Origin of the sequence: Streptomyces sp. NPDC014733, assembly GCF_043083385.1 — a bacterium.
GTDB lineage: Bacteria > Actinomycetota > Actinomycetes > Streptomycetales > Streptomycetaceae > Streptomyces.
Map to the genome: position 1 here is coordinate 170,035 of NZ_JBIBYO010000012.1, position 16,198 is coordinate 186,232.

General features: G+C 74.2%; 14 protein-coding genes and 2 pseudogenes. 10 read left to right on the forward strand and 6 right to left on the reverse strand.

Features of this window, described 5'->3' with window-relative positions; translation table 11 throughout:
* Positions 1–180 precede the first annotated feature (180 nt).
* The 3 genes and pseudogenes from tdh to ACF1BH_RS24550 all read left to right on the forward strand — a co-directional run.
* Complete coding sequence (gene tdh / locus ACF1BH_RS24540) at positions 181–1,209, forward strand: L-threonine 3-dehydrogenase (RefSeq protein ID WP_391645611.1); 1,029 nt, start codon at positions 181–183, stop codon at positions 1,207–1,209.
* A 94-nt stretch (positions 1,210–1,303) separates the two neighbouring features.
* Positions 1,304–2,506 carry a glycine C-acetyltransferase gene (locus tag ACF1BH_RS24545; RefSeq protein WP_391645613.1) on the forward strand — a complete coding sequence of 401 codons (1,203 nt, stop codon included), beginning with the start codon at positions 1,304–1,306 and terminating at the stop codon, positions 2,504–2,506.
* Positions 2,507–2,582: 76 nt separating this feature from the next.
* Positions 2,583–3,359, forward strand: a pseudogene (locus ACF1BH_RS24550) (LysR family transcriptional regulator); the annotation flags it as partial.
* A gap of 148 nt (positions 3,360–3,507) precedes the next feature.
* On the opposite strand, the gene ACF1BH_RS24555 reads toward ACF1BH_RS24550, so the two are convergent.
* Positions 3,508–4,437, reverse strand: a complete 930-nt coding sequence (locus ACF1BH_RS24555; RefSeq protein ID WP_391645615.1) for a 2-hydroxyacid dehydrogenase — start codon at positions 4,435–4,437, stop codon at positions 3,508–3,510.
* 145 nt (positions 4,438–4,582) lie between these two features.
* Between ACF1BH_RS24555 and ACF1BH_RS24560 the strand changes: the two genes are divergently transcribed.
* The 5 genes from ACF1BH_RS24560 (at position 4,583) to ACF1BH_RS24580 (ending at position 8,953) form a co-directional block, all read left to right on the forward strand.
* Positions 4,583–5,923, forward strand: coding sequence for an MFS transporter (locus ACF1BH_RS24560; protein WP_391645617.1), 1,341 nt, complete (start codon positions 4,583–4,585; stop codon positions 5,921–5,923).
* Positions 5,924–5,970: 47 nt separating this feature from the next.
* Entirely contained in the window at positions 5,971–6,729 is a 759-nt protein-coding gene (locus ACF1BH_RS24565) for an IclR family transcriptional regulator (RefSeq protein ID WP_391645619.1), read from the forward strand.
* 175 nt (positions 6,730–6,904) lie between these two features.
* Positions 6,905–7,717 carry a carbon-nitrogen hydrolase family protein gene (locus tag ACF1BH_RS24570; RefSeq protein ID WP_391645621.1) on the forward strand — a complete coding sequence of 271 codons (813 nt, stop codon included), beginning with the start codon at positions 6,905–6,907 and terminating at the stop codon, positions 7,715–7,717.
* 157 nt (positions 7,718–7,874) lie between these two features.
* Positions 7,875–8,285 (forward strand): VOC family protein, encoded by a 411-nt coding sequence (locus tag ACF1BH_RS24575; protein ID WP_391645623.1) that lies wholly within the window; start codon positions 7,875–7,877, stop codon positions 8,283–8,285.
* A 62-nt stretch (positions 8,286–8,347) separates the two neighbouring features.
* A complete protein-coding gene (locus ACF1BH_RS24580) occupies positions 8,348–8,953 on the forward strand; it encodes a DinB family protein (protein ID WP_391645625.1) in 606 nt (201 codons plus the stop codon).
* Positions 8,954–9,029: 76 nt separating this feature from the next.
* Here ACF1BH_RS24580 and ACF1BH_RS24585 read toward each other — a convergent pair whose 3' ends face one another.
* The 3 genes from ACF1BH_RS24585 to ACF1BH_RS24595 are packed head-to-tail and all read right to left on the reverse strand — an operon-like array spanning position 9,030 to position 12,756.
* The gene (locus ACF1BH_RS24585; protein WP_391645627.1) at positions 9,030–11,177 is read right to left on the reverse strand and encodes a xanthine dehydrogenase family protein molybdopterin-binding subunit; all 2,148 of its coding nucleotides are present in this window, start codon (positions 11,175–11,177) and stop codon (positions 9,030–9,032) included.
* The gene (locus tag ACF1BH_RS24590; RefSeq protein ID WP_391645629.1) at positions 11,174–12,166 is read right to left on the reverse strand and encodes an FAD binding domain-containing protein; all 993 of its coding nucleotides are present in this window, start codon (positions 12,164–12,166) and stop codon (positions 11,174–11,176) included. The genes ACF1BH_RS24585 and ACF1BH_RS24590 overlap by 4 nt, the downstream gene beginning before the upstream one ends.
* Positions 12,163–12,756 carry a 2Fe-2S iron-sulfur cluster-binding protein gene (locus ACF1BH_RS24595; protein ID WP_391645631.1) on the reverse strand — a complete coding sequence of 198 codons (594 nt, stop codon included), beginning with the start codon at positions 12,754–12,756 and terminating at the stop codon, positions 12,163–12,165. Before ACF1BH_RS24595 ends, ACF1BH_RS24590 begins: the two co-directional genes overlap by 4 nt.
* 327 nt (positions 12,757–13,083) lie before the next feature.
* Between ACF1BH_RS24595 and ACF1BH_RS24600 the strand changes: the two genes are divergently transcribed.
* Both ACF1BH_RS24600 and ACF1BH_RS24605 read left to right on the forward strand, forming a co-directional pair.
* The gene (locus ACF1BH_RS24600; RefSeq protein ID WP_391645633.1) at positions 13,084–13,659 is read left to right on the forward strand and encodes a TetR/AcrR family transcriptional regulator; all 576 of its coding nucleotides are present in this window, start codon (positions 13,084–13,086) and stop codon (positions 13,657–13,659) included.
* A 2-nt stretch (positions 13,660–13,661) separates the two neighbouring features.
* Positions 13,662–13,829 (forward strand): annotated as a pseudogene (locus ACF1BH_RS24605) (MFS transporter); the annotation flags it as partial.
* A 78-nt stretch (positions 13,830–13,907) separates the two neighbouring features.
* Here ACF1BH_RS24605 and ACF1BH_RS24610 read toward each other — a convergent pair.
* Together ACF1BH_RS24610 and ACF1BH_RS24615 are read right to left on the reverse strand one after the other, a co-directional pair.
* Positions 13,908–14,648 carry a class I SAM-dependent DNA methyltransferase gene (locus tag ACF1BH_RS24610; RefSeq protein ID WP_391645635.1) on the reverse strand — a complete coding sequence of 247 codons (741 nt, stop codon included), beginning with the start codon at positions 14,646–14,648 and terminating at the stop codon, positions 13,908–13,910.
* An 81-nt stretch (positions 14,649–14,729) separates the two neighbouring features.
* Complete coding sequence (locus ACF1BH_RS24615; protein ID WP_391645637.1) at positions 14,730–16,118, reverse strand: GNAT family N-acetyltransferase; 1,389 nt, start codon at positions 16,116–16,118, stop codon at positions 14,730–14,732.
* Positions 16,119–16,198: the final 80 nt, after the last annotated feature.

The window sequence follows — 16,198 nt, forward strand, 5'->3', positions numbered from 1 at the left end:
TTCTGTTGCCCGGCTTAAGAAATGATCGATGGACGCGGCGCCCGCCGGACGGCAGATTGTGAGGCGTCCGGCCACGAGCGGCCGCGGTCTCCGCGTTCGCCGCCGTGTGCCGGTTTTTCCTGCCCGGATCCGCCGCTCCACGCGGCGCCCGGGCCCGTCGTCGGCACAGGAGGCGCCTCGGTGAAAGCGCTGGTCAAGGAGAAGGCTGAGCCCGGGTTGTGGCTGCGGGACGTCCCGGAGCCGGCCGTCGGGCCCGGCGAGGTGCTGATCAAGGTGTTGCGCACCGGAATCTGCGGCACCGATCTGCACATCCGTGACTGGGACGGCTGGGCGCAGCAGGCCGTCGCCGCGCCGCTGATCGTCGGCCACGAGTTCGTCGGCGAGGTCGTGGAGACCGGCCGGGACGTCGCCGACGTCGCCGTCGGCGACCGGGTCAGCGGCGAGGGCCACCTGGTGTGCGGCAAGTGCCGCAACTGCCTGGCCGGGCGCCGCCATCTGTGCCGCGCCACCGTCGGGCTGGGCGTCGGCCGGGACGGCGCGTTCGCCGAGTACGTCGCGCTGCCTGCCTCCAACGTCTGGGTGCACCGGGTCCCCGTCGACCTCGATGTCGCCGCGATCTTCGACCCGTTCGGCAACGCCGTGCACACCGCGCTGTCGTTCCCGCTGGTCGGCGAGGACGTGCTGATCACCGGTGCCGGGCCGATCGGGCTGATGGCCGCGGCCGTCGCCCGGCACGCCGGGGCCCGTAACGTCGTGATCACCGACGTCAGCGAGGAGCGCCTGGAGCTGGCCCGCAAGATCGGCGTCAGCCTCGCGCTCGACGTGTCGGGCGCGACGATCGCCGACGGTCAGCGGGAGATCGGGCTGCGCGAGGGCTTCGACATCGGCCTGGAGATGTCCGGCCGCCCCGAGGCGCTGCGCGACATGATCGCCAACATGACCAACGGGGGCCGCATCGCCATGCTCGGCCTGCCCGCCGCCGAGTTCCCCGTCGACTGGGCCCGCGTCGTCACCTCGATGATCACGCTCAAGGGCATCTACGGCCGCGAGATGTTCGAGACCTGGTACGCCATGTCGGTGCTGCTCGAAGGCGGACTCGACCTCGCGCCGGTGATCACCGGCCGGTACGGCCACCGCGACCACGAGGCGGCGTTCGCCGACGCGGCGAGCGGCCGCGGCGGCAAGGTCATCCTCGACTGGACCGTCTGACCGCCCCTTCCCCGCGCGGTGCGCCCGGCCGACCGCCGGGCGCACCCGCCCACCGTCCCTCCGTGCCCCGGTACCCGACCCCGAAGGACAGGACATGTTCGACTCCGTACGCGACGACCTGCGCGCCGACCTCGACGAGATCCGCAGCGCCGGACTGCACAAGCCCGAGCGCGTCATTGCCACCCCGCAGTCCGCGAGCGTGCGGGTCACCGAGGGGGGCCGCCCCGGTGAGGTGCTCAACTTCTGCGCCAACAACTACCTCGGTCTCGCCGACCACCCCGAGGTGATCGCCGCCGGTCACGCCGCCCTCGACCGGTGGGGCTACGGCATGGCCTCCGTCCGCTTCATCTGCGGCACCCAGGAGGTCCACAAGGAGCTGGAGGCGCGGCTCTCGGCCTTCCTCGGCCAGGAGGACACGATCCTCTACTCCTCCTGCTTCGATGCCAACGGCGGTGTCTTCGAGACCCTCCTCGGCCCGGAGGACGCGGTCATCTCCGACGCCCTCAACCACGCCTCGATCATCGACGGCATCCGCCTGTCGAAGGCCCGCCGCTTCCGCTACGCCAACCGCGACCTCGCCGACCTGGAGACGCAGCTCAAGGACGCCGCGGGCGCCCGCCGCCGGCTCGTCGTCACCGACGGCGTCTTCTCCATGGACGGCCATGTCGCTCCGCTGCGGGAGATCTGCGACCTCGCCGAGCGCTACGACGCGATGGTCATGGTCGACGACTCGCACGCGGTCGGGTTCGTCGGCGCGGGCGGCCGCGGCACCCCGGAGCTGCACGGCGTGATGGACCGCGTCGACATCCTCACCGGCACTCTCGGCAAGGCCCTCGGCGGTGCCTCCGGCGGCTATGTCGCCGCCCGCGCCGAGATCGTCGCCCTGCTGCGCCAGCGCTCGCGGCCCTACCTCTTCTCCAACAGCCTGGCGCCGGTCATCGCCGCCGCCTCGCTGAAGGTCCTCGACCTGCTGGAGTCCGCCGGTGATCTGCGCGAGAAGCTCGCCGCCAACACCGCGCTGTTCCGCTCGCGGATGACCGAGGAGGGCTTCGACCTGCTGCCCGGCGACCACGCCATCGCCCCGGTCATGATCGGCGACGCGGCCGAGGCGGCGCGGATGGCCGAACTCCTCCTGGAGCGCGGCGTCTACGTCATCGGCTTCTCGTACCCGGTCGTGCCGCACGGTGCCGCCCGGATCCGTGTCCAGCTCTCCGCCGCCCACTCGACCGAGGACGTGCACCGTGCCGTGGCCGCGTTCGTCGAGGCACGCGAGGCCCTGGCCGCTTCGGCGGAGTGACCCGCCTGGCAGAATCGATGCCGTGATCGACGCACGACGGCTGCGCACCCTCCAGGCGGTGGCCGACCACCGCACGGTGACCGCGGCAGCCGCGGCGCTGCACCTGACGCCCTCCGCCGTCTCCCAGCAGATCGCGGCGCTGGAGCAGGAGACCGGCCACAAGGTCCTCGCCCGCGACCACCGCGGGGCGCGCCTCACCCCGGTCGGCGCGATTCTGCTGCGGCACGCCGGGGTGGTCCTCGCGGAGCTGGAGCGCGCCGAGGCGGAGGTCGCGGCGTACACCAGCGGCGCGGCGGGGGAGGTCACCGTCGCCGCGTTCGCCACCGGCATCGGCGTGGTGGTGGCCCCGGCCATCACCACGCTGCGCGCCGCCGCACCCGGCATCGTCGTCCGGGTGCGGGACGCGGAGGGCGACGAGAGTCTGCCGATGGTGCTCGACGGGCGCGCCGATGTGGCCGTGGCCGTCGAGTACCGCGGCGCACCGAGCGCGGCGGACCGGCGGCTGGTGCGTGTTCCGTTGTACGCCGAGCCGTTCGACGCGGTGCTGCCGCGCGACCACCGTCTCGCGCACGCCCCGGCGGTACCGGTGGCGGCGCTCGCCGAAGACCCCTGGATCGGTCCGTACCCGGGCAACCCCTGCCATGACGTGATGGTCCTGGCCTGCGAATACGCCGGGTTCCGGCCCGATCTGGCGCACTCGTCCGACGACTTCCGGGCCGTGGTCACGCTCGCCGGTGCGGGGGCCGGGGTGGCGTTGGTGCCGCGGTCGGCGCTGCGCGACACGGATCTCACCCAGGTCGCGGTGCGGCCCGTCGACGGAGTCGCGGCGACCCGCCGGGTCTTCGCCGCCGTCCGCCGCGGCGCCGAGGACCACCCGCTGTTCCGGCCGGTCCTCGACGCGCTGAGCGCGGCGGCCACGGCGGTCCCGCCGGGCGACCCGGTGGCCGCCTGACGGGACCGCGCCCGCGCCCCGGGCCGGGCGCCCCCGGGAAACCGCCCGGTCAGCCCTGCGCGGCCACCGGGTTCAGCAGCTCCTCGCCCGCCGTCCACCGGCGGACCTGCTCCACGATCAGCCGTTCGGCGCGCGGTCGGAACGACGCGGCGCCGCCCCCGATGTGCGGGGTCAGCAGGACGCCGGGCGCCCGGCGCAGCGGGTGGTCGCCGGGGAGCGGCTCGGGATCGGTGACGTCGAGGGCGGCGCGCAGCCGTCCCGCGGCGGTCTCCGCGAGCAGCGCCGCGGTGTCCAGGGTGCGCCCCCGGCCGACGTTGACGACGAGTGCGCCGTCGGGCAGCGCGGCCAGCTCCCGGGCCCCGAACAGCCCGGTGGTGGCCGGGGTTTCCGGCAGCGTGAGCACCGCGATGTCGACGTCAGGCAGCAGCTTCGGCAGCTCCTCGACGGCGTGCACCCCGTGCTCGGGCCGGGCCCGCCGGGCGACCCGGACGACCTCCGCCTCACAGGCGAGCAGCCGCCGCTCCAACGCCTCGCCGATCGATCCGTAACCGACGATCGCGACCCGGCTGTCCGCCAGTGAGCGGGTGAAGTGCGGCGCCCAGCGGCCCGCTTCCTGATCGGCGACCCAGCGGGGGAGTTCGCGCTGCGCGGCGAGGATCAGTCCGAGGGCGTGCTCGGCGGTGGAGGCGTCGTGCAGCCCGCGGCCGTTGTGCAGCGCCACCCCGGCCGGCAGCAGCGGTTGCAGCTTCTCGACGCCCGCGCTCAGCGACTGCACGGCGCGCAGCCGCGGCAGCCGCTCCAGCAGCCGGTGCGCGTCGGCGACCGCGTACGGCATGACCCACAGACCCACCGCGTCGAGCGCCTCGGCCGGCAGCTGCTCGACGGGGGTGCGGCCGTCCCACACATGGACGCGGGTGCCGCCGGGCCAGGGGCCGTGCCGCTCGTCGAGCTGCGGCCAGGGGATCAGGACGTCGGTCATCGTGCGTCTCCTCGACGGCGTGAAGGCGTGAAGGCAGAGAAGGCAGCAATCAGATTCCGGCCAACCGTTGACCGGAACTGCTACCTACTCGTAAGTTCTTCCCGCCTAGTGAAACACTTTCCATCTCACGGAAAACGGGGGGTCAATGATGACAACGCCGTCACCGTCCCTGAGGCCCACGCCCTCGCTGTGGGCCTCCAGCCGCGCCCGGCATCTGATGCCCGTCGCCTTCCTCACGTACTCGCTCGCCTATCTGGACAAGTCGAACTACTCGCTCGCCTCCGCGGGCGGCATGGCCGACGAGCTCCACCTCTCGGCGGGCCTCGACTCGCTGATCGCGGCCTCCTTCTTCCTCGGCTACTTCCTCTTCCAGATCCCCGGCACCATCTACGCCGAGCAGCGCAGCGCCCGTCGCCTCATCGCCTGGTCGACGGTGCTGTGGGGCCTGCTCGCCGTCGTCCAGGGCCTCCTGAGCGACCCGGCGCAGCTGATCGCGGTCCGCTTCGCGCTCGGCGTCGTCGAGGGCGCCGTCCTGCCGTCGATGGTGATGCTGCTGGGCCGCTGGTTCACCCACGCCGAACGCGGCCGCGCCAACACACTGCTGATCCTCGGCAACCCCGTCACCGTGATGTGGCTGTCCGCCCTCTCCGGCTGGCTGATCTCCGTCTCCGACTGGCGTGTGATGTTCATCGTCGAGGGCATCCCCTCGGTCGTCTGGGGCCTGTTCTGCCTCCGCCTGATCAAGGACCGCCCCGAGGACGCCGGCTGGCTCCCCGCCGCCGAACTCGCCGCACTGCGCGCCGACCCCTCCACCGCGCCGGCCGCCCCCGCCGCCACCCGCGCCCTGGCCCGCTCCTACCGCGCGGTGCTCCACTCGCGCCCGGTGCTGCTGATGTCCGCGCAGTACTTCTGCTGGTCGTTCGGCATGTACGGCTTCGTCTTCTGGCTGCCCTCGATCGTCAAGAGCGGCACCGGTGAGGGCATCGGCACCACCGGACTGCTCACCGCCGTCCCGTACGCCTTCGCCGTCGTCGCGATGCTCGTCAACTCCCGCCTCTCGGACCGCAGCGGCCGCCGCCGCGCCGCCGTCTGGCCCTGGCTCACCACCGGCGGCGTCGCCCTCTTCGGCTCCTACCTGGCGGGCGACCGCTTCGTCCTCGCCTTCGCGCTGCTGGTGGTCGCAGGCGCCTGCCTCTACGCGCCCTACGGCCCGTTCTTCGCGCTGATCTCCTCGCTCGCCCCGGCCGGGATCTCCGGCGCGGCCGTCGCGATGGTCAACTCCTTCGGCGCCCTGGGCTCGTTCGCCGGGACCTATCTGGTCGGCTGGGTGCGCGGCACCGCGTTCGGTGACGCGGGCGCCTTCGCCATGATGGCGGTCGGCGCGCTGCTCTCCGCCGGACTGACCCTCACGGTGCGCGAGCCCCGGCCCGCCGCGGCGCCCTTGGGTACGGTGACCGGGCAGCCGGAGCCCGCCGAGGCCCGCTGACACCAGGGAACGGCCGGGCCACCGGCGCGGCACACAGGAGACGCACCATGACCACGACATCCGGCGACGACCAGCTCAGCCGGGGGCTGCGCCTGCTGTCCGTCCTCGCCGACCACCCCGGCGGCCTCGGCGTCAGCGCGGCGGCCCGGCTGGCGGGGCTCCCCGTCAGCAGCGCCCACCGCATCCTGGGCCGCCTGGTGGCCGAGCGGTTCGCCTCCTACGACGAACGCGCCCGCCGCTACGCCCCGGGCGTCCGCGTCCTGGAACTCTCGCGCGGCTTCCACCGCTCACCGGCGGGGTACTCCGAGGCCGCCGCCCCCATGCGGACCCTCGCCGCCGCCACCGGACTGCCCGCCATCGCCGGCATCCTCCACGACGGCGACGTCCTGCTGGTCCTCGCGGTCCAGGGCACCCAGCACCTCCAGCTCCGCAGCGCCGAGGGCACCCGCAACGCCTGGCACGCCACCTCGCTCGGCAAGGCGCTGGTCTGCGGCCAGCCGGCGGCCACCGTCGACGCCCTCCTGGAGCAGGAACTGCCCGCGGTGACCGACCGTACGGTGACCGAACCCGAGGCGGTACGCGAGGAGCTGGCGCGGGTGCGTGCCCGGGGCTGGGCGGAGGTCGACGAGGAGGGCGAGGTGGGTGTCCGCTCGATCGCCATGGCGGTCCCGGCCCGGTCGGGCCCCCCGCGGCTGGCGATCTCGCTGGGTGCGGTCACCGCGCTGACCTCGGCGGACGAACTCCACGGCCATCTGCCGCGGCTGCGGGAGTGTGTCGAGGAGATCGCCGCGCACATGGGGTGGTGACGGGGCGGGCCTCCCGAGCGCGGCCAGGCCCGAAGCGTACGGCCGACCGCGGTGGACCGGGCGCCCCTTCCGGCCGGAACCCCGCTGCGGTCCGCCGCCCCGGCGAGGCACCATGCTCCTGCGGGCACGCCGCGCGCGCCCGGACGCGCCACCCGACCCGAGGAAACGGAGCCCCATGCGTATCGCCCTCTGCCAGATGACGTCGACGGACGACCCCCGGCAGAACCTCGCCCTGCTCACCGAGCACGTCCGCCGCGCCGCCGACGAGGGCGCCCGGCTGGCCGTTCTGCCCGAGGCGGCCATGTGCCGCTTCGGCGTACCGCTCGGCCCGGTCGCCGAACCGCTCGACGGCCCGTGGGCGGACGGCGTCCGCGCCGCCGCACAGGCCGCCGGGATCACCGTCGTCGCCGGCATGTTCACCCCCGCCCCCGGCGGCCGGGTCGCCAACACCCTGCTGGCCACCGGCCCCGGCACCGATACCTCCTACGACAAGATCCACCTCTACGACGCCTTCGGCTTCCGTGAGTCCGACACCGTCGCCGCCGGGGACCAGGTCGTCACCGTCGACGTCGACGATCTCCGCGTCGGCCTCGCCACCTGCTACGACCTGCGCTTCCCCGAACTCTTCCGGGCGCACGCGGACGCCGGGGCCACCGTCAGCGTGCTCCCCGCCTCCTGGGGCGCCGGGCCCGGCAAGCGCGACCAGTGGGAACTCCTCGTCCGCGCCCGGGCGCTGGACGCCACCGTCTGGCTGGCCGCCGTCGGTCAGTCCGCCCCGGACCCGGCGGCCGACCCCGAGCAGCCCACCAAGGCGCCCACCGGCATCGGACACAGCATGCTCGTCGCCCCCGACGGCACCGTCCGCGCCCGCCTCGGCGCGGAGCCGGGCACCGTCACCGCCGCCGTCGACCCGGCGGAGACCGCCCGTGTCCGCCGCGCCGTCGCGGTCCTCGACAACCGCCGCCTGCGCGACGGGGACGTGCGATAACGCCCGGCGGGCCCCGGGCCGGAACGGGCTTCCGGCCCGGGGCCCTTCAGGACGGAAACTGTCCTGAAGGCCAGGCATCCTCGACGTGTCCGGGCGCCGGGGACACCGCCACCGTGCGCGTCTCCCGCGCCACCGCACCACACCGAAGGACCGCGCCATGCCCCAGACGACCCCCGTCACCACCGCCCAGGCCATCCCCACCGGCACCTTGCTGGGCTCCGGGATCTGGGCCCCCGACGGCGCGGCCCTCGCCGACTTCTACGCCGCGGCCCTCGGCTGGGAGACCCGCCACACCTTCCACGACGAGGACGGCAACCCGGCCGCACACCTCATCGGCGACGGTGTCCGGACGCTGGTCTTCTGTACCGCCCGCACCTTCCGCGCGCCCGAGTGGCCGCGGGAGGAACTCCCCTTCCACCTCGACCTCGCCTTCGAGGACCCCGCCGCGGCCGAGGAACGGCTGCTCGCCCTCGGCGCCACCCGGCCCGACCACCAGCCGGGCAAGGGCCGGTGGACCGTCCTCCTCGACCCCTCCGGCCAGCCGTTCTGCGTCTGCCGCGCCTCCTGAACCACCCCGGTGGGCAGGGTGATTCCGCGCCGTTGTCAGTGGCGGATGACATGCTTCCCGGCATGGACGCATCGAAGCCGAAAGCAGACCTCCTGCGCTATCTGCAGGCCGCCCGCGACACCCTGCTCTGGAAACTCGACGGGCTCGGCGAGTACGACCTCCGCCGCCCCCTGACGCCCACCGGCACCAATCTGCTGGGCCTGGTCAAACACCTCGCCAGCGTGGAACTGGGCTATTTCGGCGAGACGTTCGGCCGCCCGTCCGGCGAGCCGATGCCCTGGATCGCGGACGGCGCCGATCCCAACGACGACATGTGGGCCACCGCCGACGAGTCACGCGAGCAGATCGTGGAGCTGTACCGGCGGGCCTGGCGCCACTCCGACGCGACCATCGAGGCGCTCCCGCTGGACGCCACCGGCCGGGTGCCGTGGTGGCCCCGGGAGCGGAGTGAGGTGACGCTGCATCAGATACTGATCCATGTGATCGCCGAGGCCCACCGGCACGCCGGTCACGCGGACATCGTCCGCGAACTGATCGACGGCGCCGCCGGGATGCGCGACGGCAACACCAACCTGCCGTCGGACGAGGCGGCGTGGTGGGAGGAGTACCGCACCCACCTGGAGAGCGTGGCCCGGGAGGCCGCCGGACGGGAATGGGCCGGCCCCTGAGCCGGACGCATCCGGCTCAGGGGCCGCGCCGGGCCCGGGGCGCCACCACCCGGGCCCGGCGCACGGGCCGCACGGCTCAGGCGCCCGCGGTCTCCGGCCCTTCCGCCGCCCCCGCCGTCAGCACCCGGTCCGGGCGGATCGGCAGGTCCCGGTGGCGGACGCCCGTGGCGTGCCAGACCGCGTTGGCGACGGCCGCCGCGGCTCCCACGATGCCGATCTCCCCGATGCCCTTGATACCGACCGGGTCGTCCTCGTCCACGTCGTCGACCCAACCGGCGTCCAGCTGCGGGATGTCGGCGTGCGCCGCGATGTGGTAGCCGGCGAGGTCCGCGCCGACGTGCCCGCCGGTCGCCCCGTCCCGTACCGCCTCCTCGTGCAGCGCCATCGACAGGCCCCAGATCATCCCGCCGAGGAACTGACTGCGCGCCGTCAGCGGATTGACGATCTTCCCGGCGGCGAACATCCCCAGCATCCGCCGCACCCGCACCTCGCCGGTGGTGACATCCACCGCCACCTCGGCGAACTGCGCCCCGAAGGAGTGCCGTTCCTTCTGCGACAGCGCGCTGATCGAGGACCCGGTGTCCGCCCGGGCGGTGAGGCCCTGCGGCGGGACGGTGCCGCCCAGCGCCAGCTTCTCGCGCAGCGCCCGCGCCGCCTCGATGATCGCCCACGCCCAGGAGCGGGTCCCCATCGAACCGCCGGCCACCATCGCCGGACCGAAGTCGCTGTCCGCGATCCGGATGTGGATCCGCTCCGGCGCCACCTCCAGCGCGTCCGCCGCGACCAGGGCCAGCGCGGTGCGCGCCCCCGTCCCGACGTCCGCCGCGGTGATCCGGACCGTGAAGGTCCCGTCCGCCTCCGCCGTCACCGCCGCGGTCGACGGCGCGACACCCGACGGGAACCGCGCCGCGGCCGTCCCGGTGCCCAGCAGCCAGCGCCCCTCGCGGCGCACGCCCGGACGGGGATCGCGCTCCGCCCAGCCGAACCTCCGGGCGCCCTCCTCGAAGCAGGCCAGCAGATTCCGGCTGCTGAACGGCAGCCCGGAGACCACCCCCACCTCGGGCTCGTTGCGCGCCCGCAACGCGATCGGGTCGATGCCGCACTTCTCGGCCAGTTCGTCGATCGCACACTCCAGCGCGAACGACCCCGGCGCCTCGCCCGGCGCCCGTACGAAGCTGGGCGTCGGCACGTCCAGCGGCACCACGTGGTTCTGCGAGCGGTAGGCGTCCGGCCCGTACATCACCCGGCCGAAGTCCGCGCTGCGCTCGATGAACTCCCGGAACGACGACGAGACGCAGTACGCCTGGTGGTCCAGGGCCCGCAGCCGCCCGTCGGCGTCCGCGCCCAGTCGCACCCGCTGCACCGTCGGGCTGCGGTACCCCACCAGCGAGAAGAGCTGACGGCGCGTCAACACCACCCGTACCGGCCGCTGCAGCACCGTCGCGGCCATCGCGGCGAGTACCACGTGCGGCCGTGTCGCCTTCGCGCCGAACGCGCCGCCGACGTGTTCCGACCGCACCCGCACCGAATCCGCATCGAGCGAGAACAGTTTCGCCAGCTCGTCCGCGACGAAGGCGCTGCCCTGGTTGGTGTCGACCACCTCCAGCCGCCCGCCGTCCCAGCGCGCCATCGCCGCATGGGGCTCCATCGGGTGGTGGTGCTCCTCCGGCGTGGTGTACCGCGCGTCCACGACGACCTCGGACGCGTCGAGCGCCTTCTCGGTCTCCGCCGTACCGCCGGTCTCCGCGTCGGTGCCGTAACCGGCCGGATGCGCCTCGGAGAACGCCACGTCGTGCGGCTCGGTGGCGTACCGCACCACCAGCGCGTCCGCGGCCTCGCGCGCCTGCTCCGGCGTCTCGGCGAGGACCAGCGCGACCGGCCACCCGACGTGCGGCACCCGGTCCTGCTGGAAGACCTGGAGCAGCGGGTCGGCCTTCCCGAGCATGCCGCTGTAATCACCGTTGAGCCGCGGCGCGTTGCCGTGGTGCAGCACATCGAGGACGCCGGGCATCGCCAGCACCGCGTCCGTCTCCAGCGCCGTGATCCGGCCGCGCGCGACGGTCGAGACCACCAGCTGCCCGTGGGCCAGTTCCGCGAACGGCACCTCCGCGGCGTACCGCGCGGTGCCGGTGACCTTCGCCCGGCCCTCCAGCCGGATGTGCGCGGTGCCCACCGCGCCGCCTGCCGCGCGGTTGCCCGCCGTGGTGCCCGTCGCGACCGTCATCGGCCCGCCTCCTCGGTCAGCTCGCCGAGGACCGCCACGACGAGGTTGCGCATCAACGTCAGCTTGTATCCGTTGCCGGGCAGCGCCCGCGCCGCGGCCAGCTCCGCGTCCGCCGCGGCGGCGAACGCCTCCGCACCTGCCGCCCTGCCGCGCAGCGCCTCCTCCGCCTGCCGCGCCCGCCACGGCCGGGAGGCGACCGCGCCGAACGCCAGCCGCACGTCGTGCACCACGCCGTCCCGGACGTCGAGCGCCGCCGCCAGCGAACCGATCGCGAAGGCGTACGAGGCACGTTCGCGCACCTTGCGGTAGCGCGAGTGCGCCGCCACCGGCGCGGCCGGCAGCGTCAGACCGGTGATCAGCGCACCGTCCGGCAGCGCCGTCTCCCGGTGCGGCGCGTCGCCCACCGGCGGGTACAGCGCGTCCAGCGCCAGCGTGCCCGGACCGTCCGCCGTCTCGTACTCCACCACCGCGTCGAAGGCGGCCAGCGCCACGCCCATGTCGGACGGGTGCACCGCCACACAGTGCTCCGAGGCGCCCAGGATCGCGCCGTTGCGGTGCTCGCCCTCGACCGCCGGGCAACCGCTGCCGGGGGAGCGGCGGTTGCACGCCTGGGTGACGTCGGTGAAGTAGCCGCAGCGGGTGCGCTGGAGGAGGTTCCCGCCGACCGTCGCCATGTTGCGCAGCTGCCCGGAGGCCCCGGCCAGCACCGCCTGCGCCAGCGCCGGATACCGGCGCCGCACCTCGGGGTGGGCGGCCAGCTCGCTGTTGGTGACGGTCGCGCCGATCCGCAGCCCGCCGTCCCCGTCCTCCTCGATCCGGTCGAGCGGCAACTCCCGTACGTCGACGAGGAGCTGCGGCCGCTCCACCCCGGCCTTCATCAGGTCGACGAGGTTGGTGCCGCCGCCCAGCGCCCGTGCCCGGGGGCCGGAGCCCAGCAGCGCCACCGCACCGGCCACATCGGCCGCCCGCTCGTAGGCGAACTCCTTCATGCCGTCACCTCCGTACCGCAGACACCCGCACACGAACCACCCGCGGCCCGCGCCACCGCCTCGACGATCGAGGCGTACGCGCCGCAACGGCAGAGGTTGCCGCTCATCCGCTCGCGGATCTCGTCCGCGTCCAGCGGCGCCGGGGCGGCCTCCGGGCCGATGTCGGCGGTGACCGCGCTGGGCCAGCCCGCCGCGTGTTCCTCGATCATCCCGAGCGCCGAACAGATCTGCCCCGGCGTGCAGTAGCCGCACTGATAGCCGTCGAGGTCGAGGAAGGCCTGCTGTACGGGGTGGAGCCGGTCGCCGTCGGCCACCCCCTCGATGGTGGTGACCTCCCGTCCCTGCGTGGCCACCGCGAACTGCAGACACGCCAGCGACCGCCGCCCGTCCACCAGCACCGTGCAGGCGCCGCACTGACCGTGGTCGCAGCCCTTCTTGGTGCCCGTCAGGTCGAGCCGCTCGCGCAGCGCGTCGAGCAGCGTGGTGCGGTGGTCGACGGGGAGCGTGTGCGTCTCCCCGTTGACGCGCAGGGAGATGTCGCTGTACGTGGGGGACGGCGCCGACGACTCCGAGGGCGTCGATGGGGGCATGAGTCAGCCTTCTTTCGGGTGAGGTAGGCGCGGCCGCGGCCGGCCCCGGAGGCCCGGGACGGCATGGTCGACCGGAAGTCAAGCTCTCCCGCCCCGCCGGTACGGACGGTGGCCCGCGGAGGAGCGCACCGCGGGGACGGGCATCGGCAGGGGCGACAAGGACGGGTACGGGGCGCCGGGTGGCGTGAAAATCCTGTGCACCGGCGGACCTGCCCATCCCCACCGCCCGGGTCAGCCGCTACGGTGGACCAGATCGGACAGTTGTCCACATCAGGAAAACCTAGCGGACGGCCGTGCGGGCAGCAAGGTCTTTCGGGAGGAGGACGGGTGCCCAACGAGCAGGAACCCGCACTGCGTTCGGACGCCCGGCGCAACCGCGCCCGCATCCTCGACGCCGCACTCACCGAACTCACCCGCGACGCCTGCACCCCGCTCAGCGCCATCGCCCGCCGCGCCGGCGTCGGCCAGGCCACCTTCTACCGCAACTTCCCCAGCCGGGAGTGCCTGGTCCTGGAGGTCTACCGCCACGAGGTCGGCCAGGTCGCCGCCCTCGCCGGCCAGTTGCTGCGCACCCGCGCCCCCGACGCGGCGCTCCGCGAATGGATGGACCGCCTCGCCCGGCACGCCATGGCGAAGGCGGGGCTGGCCGAGGCGATCCGCAAGGCCAGCGCCCCCGGCAGCCTCGCCGCCGTCGGACGTGCCCCGGTCACCGCCGCCGTCGCGCTCCTCCTCGACGCCAACACCCGGGCCGGCACCATCCGCCCCGGCATCACCCCCGACGACTTCCTCCTCGCCATCGCCGGACTCTGGCAGCTCGACCCGCACGGCGACTGGCAGAGCCGCGCGGCCCGGCTGCTCGACCTCGTCATGGACGGTCTGCGTACGGGCGCACCCGGGCCCTGACCCGGCTCAGCGCGGGCCGTGGTGGCTGCCCGGTGGTCCGCTGGTTCTACGCGCCGACCGTCCCCGCCGTCGCCGGCGTGCGGGTGGCGCTGACCTTTGCCGGGCTGTACGTGCCGTTCTCCCTGCACGTCACGCTCGGCCAGGACTATCTGCCGGGCCGGGTGGGCACCGGGGGCCGGCGGTGCCCGGTCCCACCGGGTGAGCGGGGCTGCCCGGCACCGCCTGCGGTGCCGTCCCGGTGGCCGTGCTCAGAGCGGCTTGCGCCACACGGAGAGGTGCTTCGGGGAGTCGTGGGTGAACGGAGTGCCGTCCCAGTCCGCGACGCGACGTTCCCGTTCGAGCCCGGCGATCCGTGCCATCAGGTCGAGCTCCGCCGGCCAGGCGTAGCGGTGCCGGGAAGCTCCACGGCGGTAGCGGCCGTCGTCGCCGTCGCGGGTGAAGTGGTGCGAGACGAGAAGCTGTTCGGCCGGGTCGACGGTGTCGAAGCCGAGGTGCCGCTCGGAGACGTCGAACGGGACCGCCACCTGGCCGGGCGGCAGGAACCGCAGCGGCGGTACGCCCAGTTCGACGACGAACCGGCCGCCGGGCGCCAGATGGCGGGCGGCGTTGCGGAAGCACTCGACCTGCTCGTCCTGTGAGAGCAGGTTCGAGAGGGTGTTGTAGACCAGATACACCAGGGTGAACTCGCCGGGGACGACGGTGGTGGCCATGTCGCCGATGACCACCGGGAGGGTGTCCTCGTCGGCCTTGCGTCGCAGCACCGCCGCCATGTGCGGGGAGAGTTCGATGCCGACGACGGGTACGCCGCGTTCCCGGAGCGGGACGCCCACCCGCCCGGTGCCGATGGCGAACTCCAGTGCCCGGCCGTCTCCGGCCAGTGCGGCGAGGAAGTCGAGAGTCGGGCCGAGAACGGCGGCCGAGGACATCTCGTGCTCCTCGGCGTCGTAGCGGTCGGCGGAAGCGCGGGTCCACAGCTCGCTGCTCGTCATGGAGGTCACCCTGCCGGGTGCCGACGGGTGCTGTCGACGCATTTATCCCTCACCGGAGCGGCGTGCGGCGGCCCCGGTGCGTCAGCCGGGGCCCGGGGACTCGGTGGAGGTGGCCGCCGGACGGGTGGTGCGCAGGGCCGGTTCGCCCTGTGGCCGGGTGGTGATCACCAAGGTGCCGTCCTCGATCTGGTAGTCGAGTGGCAGGCCAAGGCCCCGCATCGCTGCCACCATCCCGGTGTTGGACGCCTGGGTGATCGCGTAGACGCTCTCGCAGCCCGCCTCGCCGGCCATCGCCACCAGACGGCGCAGCAGGTCGGCGCCGATGCCGCGGTGCTGCCAGGCGTCCTCGACCAGGAGCGCCACCTCGGTCTCGTCGCCGTCCCAGAGCAGATGCCCGAGCGCCACCAGACGGCCGGACGCGGTCTCCACGGCGAGGGTGCGGCCGTGGTGCGGGCCGAGCAGATGCCGCAGATAGGCGTCGGCGTCGCCGACCGGGCCGTGGTAGCGGCGGGCCAGCGTCGCCGCCGAGCAGCGGCCGTGCATCGCCACCGCCGCCGCCAGATCGTCCGGACCGGCGCGGCGGACCGTCAGGTCGTCTCCCTCGGGCAGCGTCAGCACCTCACGGCGGTCCGGCACCCGCTGCCCCAGCCGGCGGTCCAGCTCGACCAGCGCATGCACCCGCGCGAACTCGGTGGGCGTGAACGGCAACTGCGCTCTGCCGACCAGCAGGGAACCCCCGGAGGCGTCCCGGAACTTCATGAGGTGTTCCTCCAGTACGCCCTCGGCGGGCAGCGGCTCGGCGGGCCGTCCGTGCAGCGGACGCGCCGGTACCGAACGGATCGTGCACCTTCCCAGCAACTGCCGCAGCGCCAGCGGAAGTTCCGCGGAGTCCAGTGCCGTACGGGTGGCCAGGCCCAGCATCCGGGCCGGCGCGTCCACCAGGTCGTGGGCGTCGGCCCGCTCCAGCCAGGTGCTGCGGCCGCCTGCACCGGTCACCGCGTCGGTCAGCTCCTGCGGGGTCAGCGTCCCCGGGGCGCGCAGCAAGAACTCGTCGGCCGTGCCCGCCGAGAGCGGATGGGTCTGCAGGCTGAGGATGTCCACACGGTGCTCGGCCAGCACCGTGCACAGCGCGGCCAGGCTGCCCGGGGCGTCCTGGACGGTGGTGCGCATCCGCCACAGCGCTGGCTGCGCCGCGGGCACCGTGGCACCCGGGGCGCGGACCGGCACCGCGGCGCCGGTATCGGACGGCGGTGGCGCGGGATCCCGGCGGCGTGACCACCGGGCGCGCAGCCCGGCCACGGCCGGCCAGGCGGCGAGCCCGGCGGCGCAGAGCAGTGACGCCGCCGGGCCGTGGGGCAGGGCCCCGGCGGCGGTCGCCGTGGCCGCGACGGAGACCGCCGCGGTCAGGGCGACCGCGTCCCGGCGCCGGTGGCCCCGCCGGGTGGAGATGTCGGAGGTGGTGTCGGTCATGGCGCCAGCCTCGCCGACCGGTGTTGCCTGGCCGCCAACGTCTTGTGTCCGACGGGTAAAAACCGGTAAGAGGTGCAAGA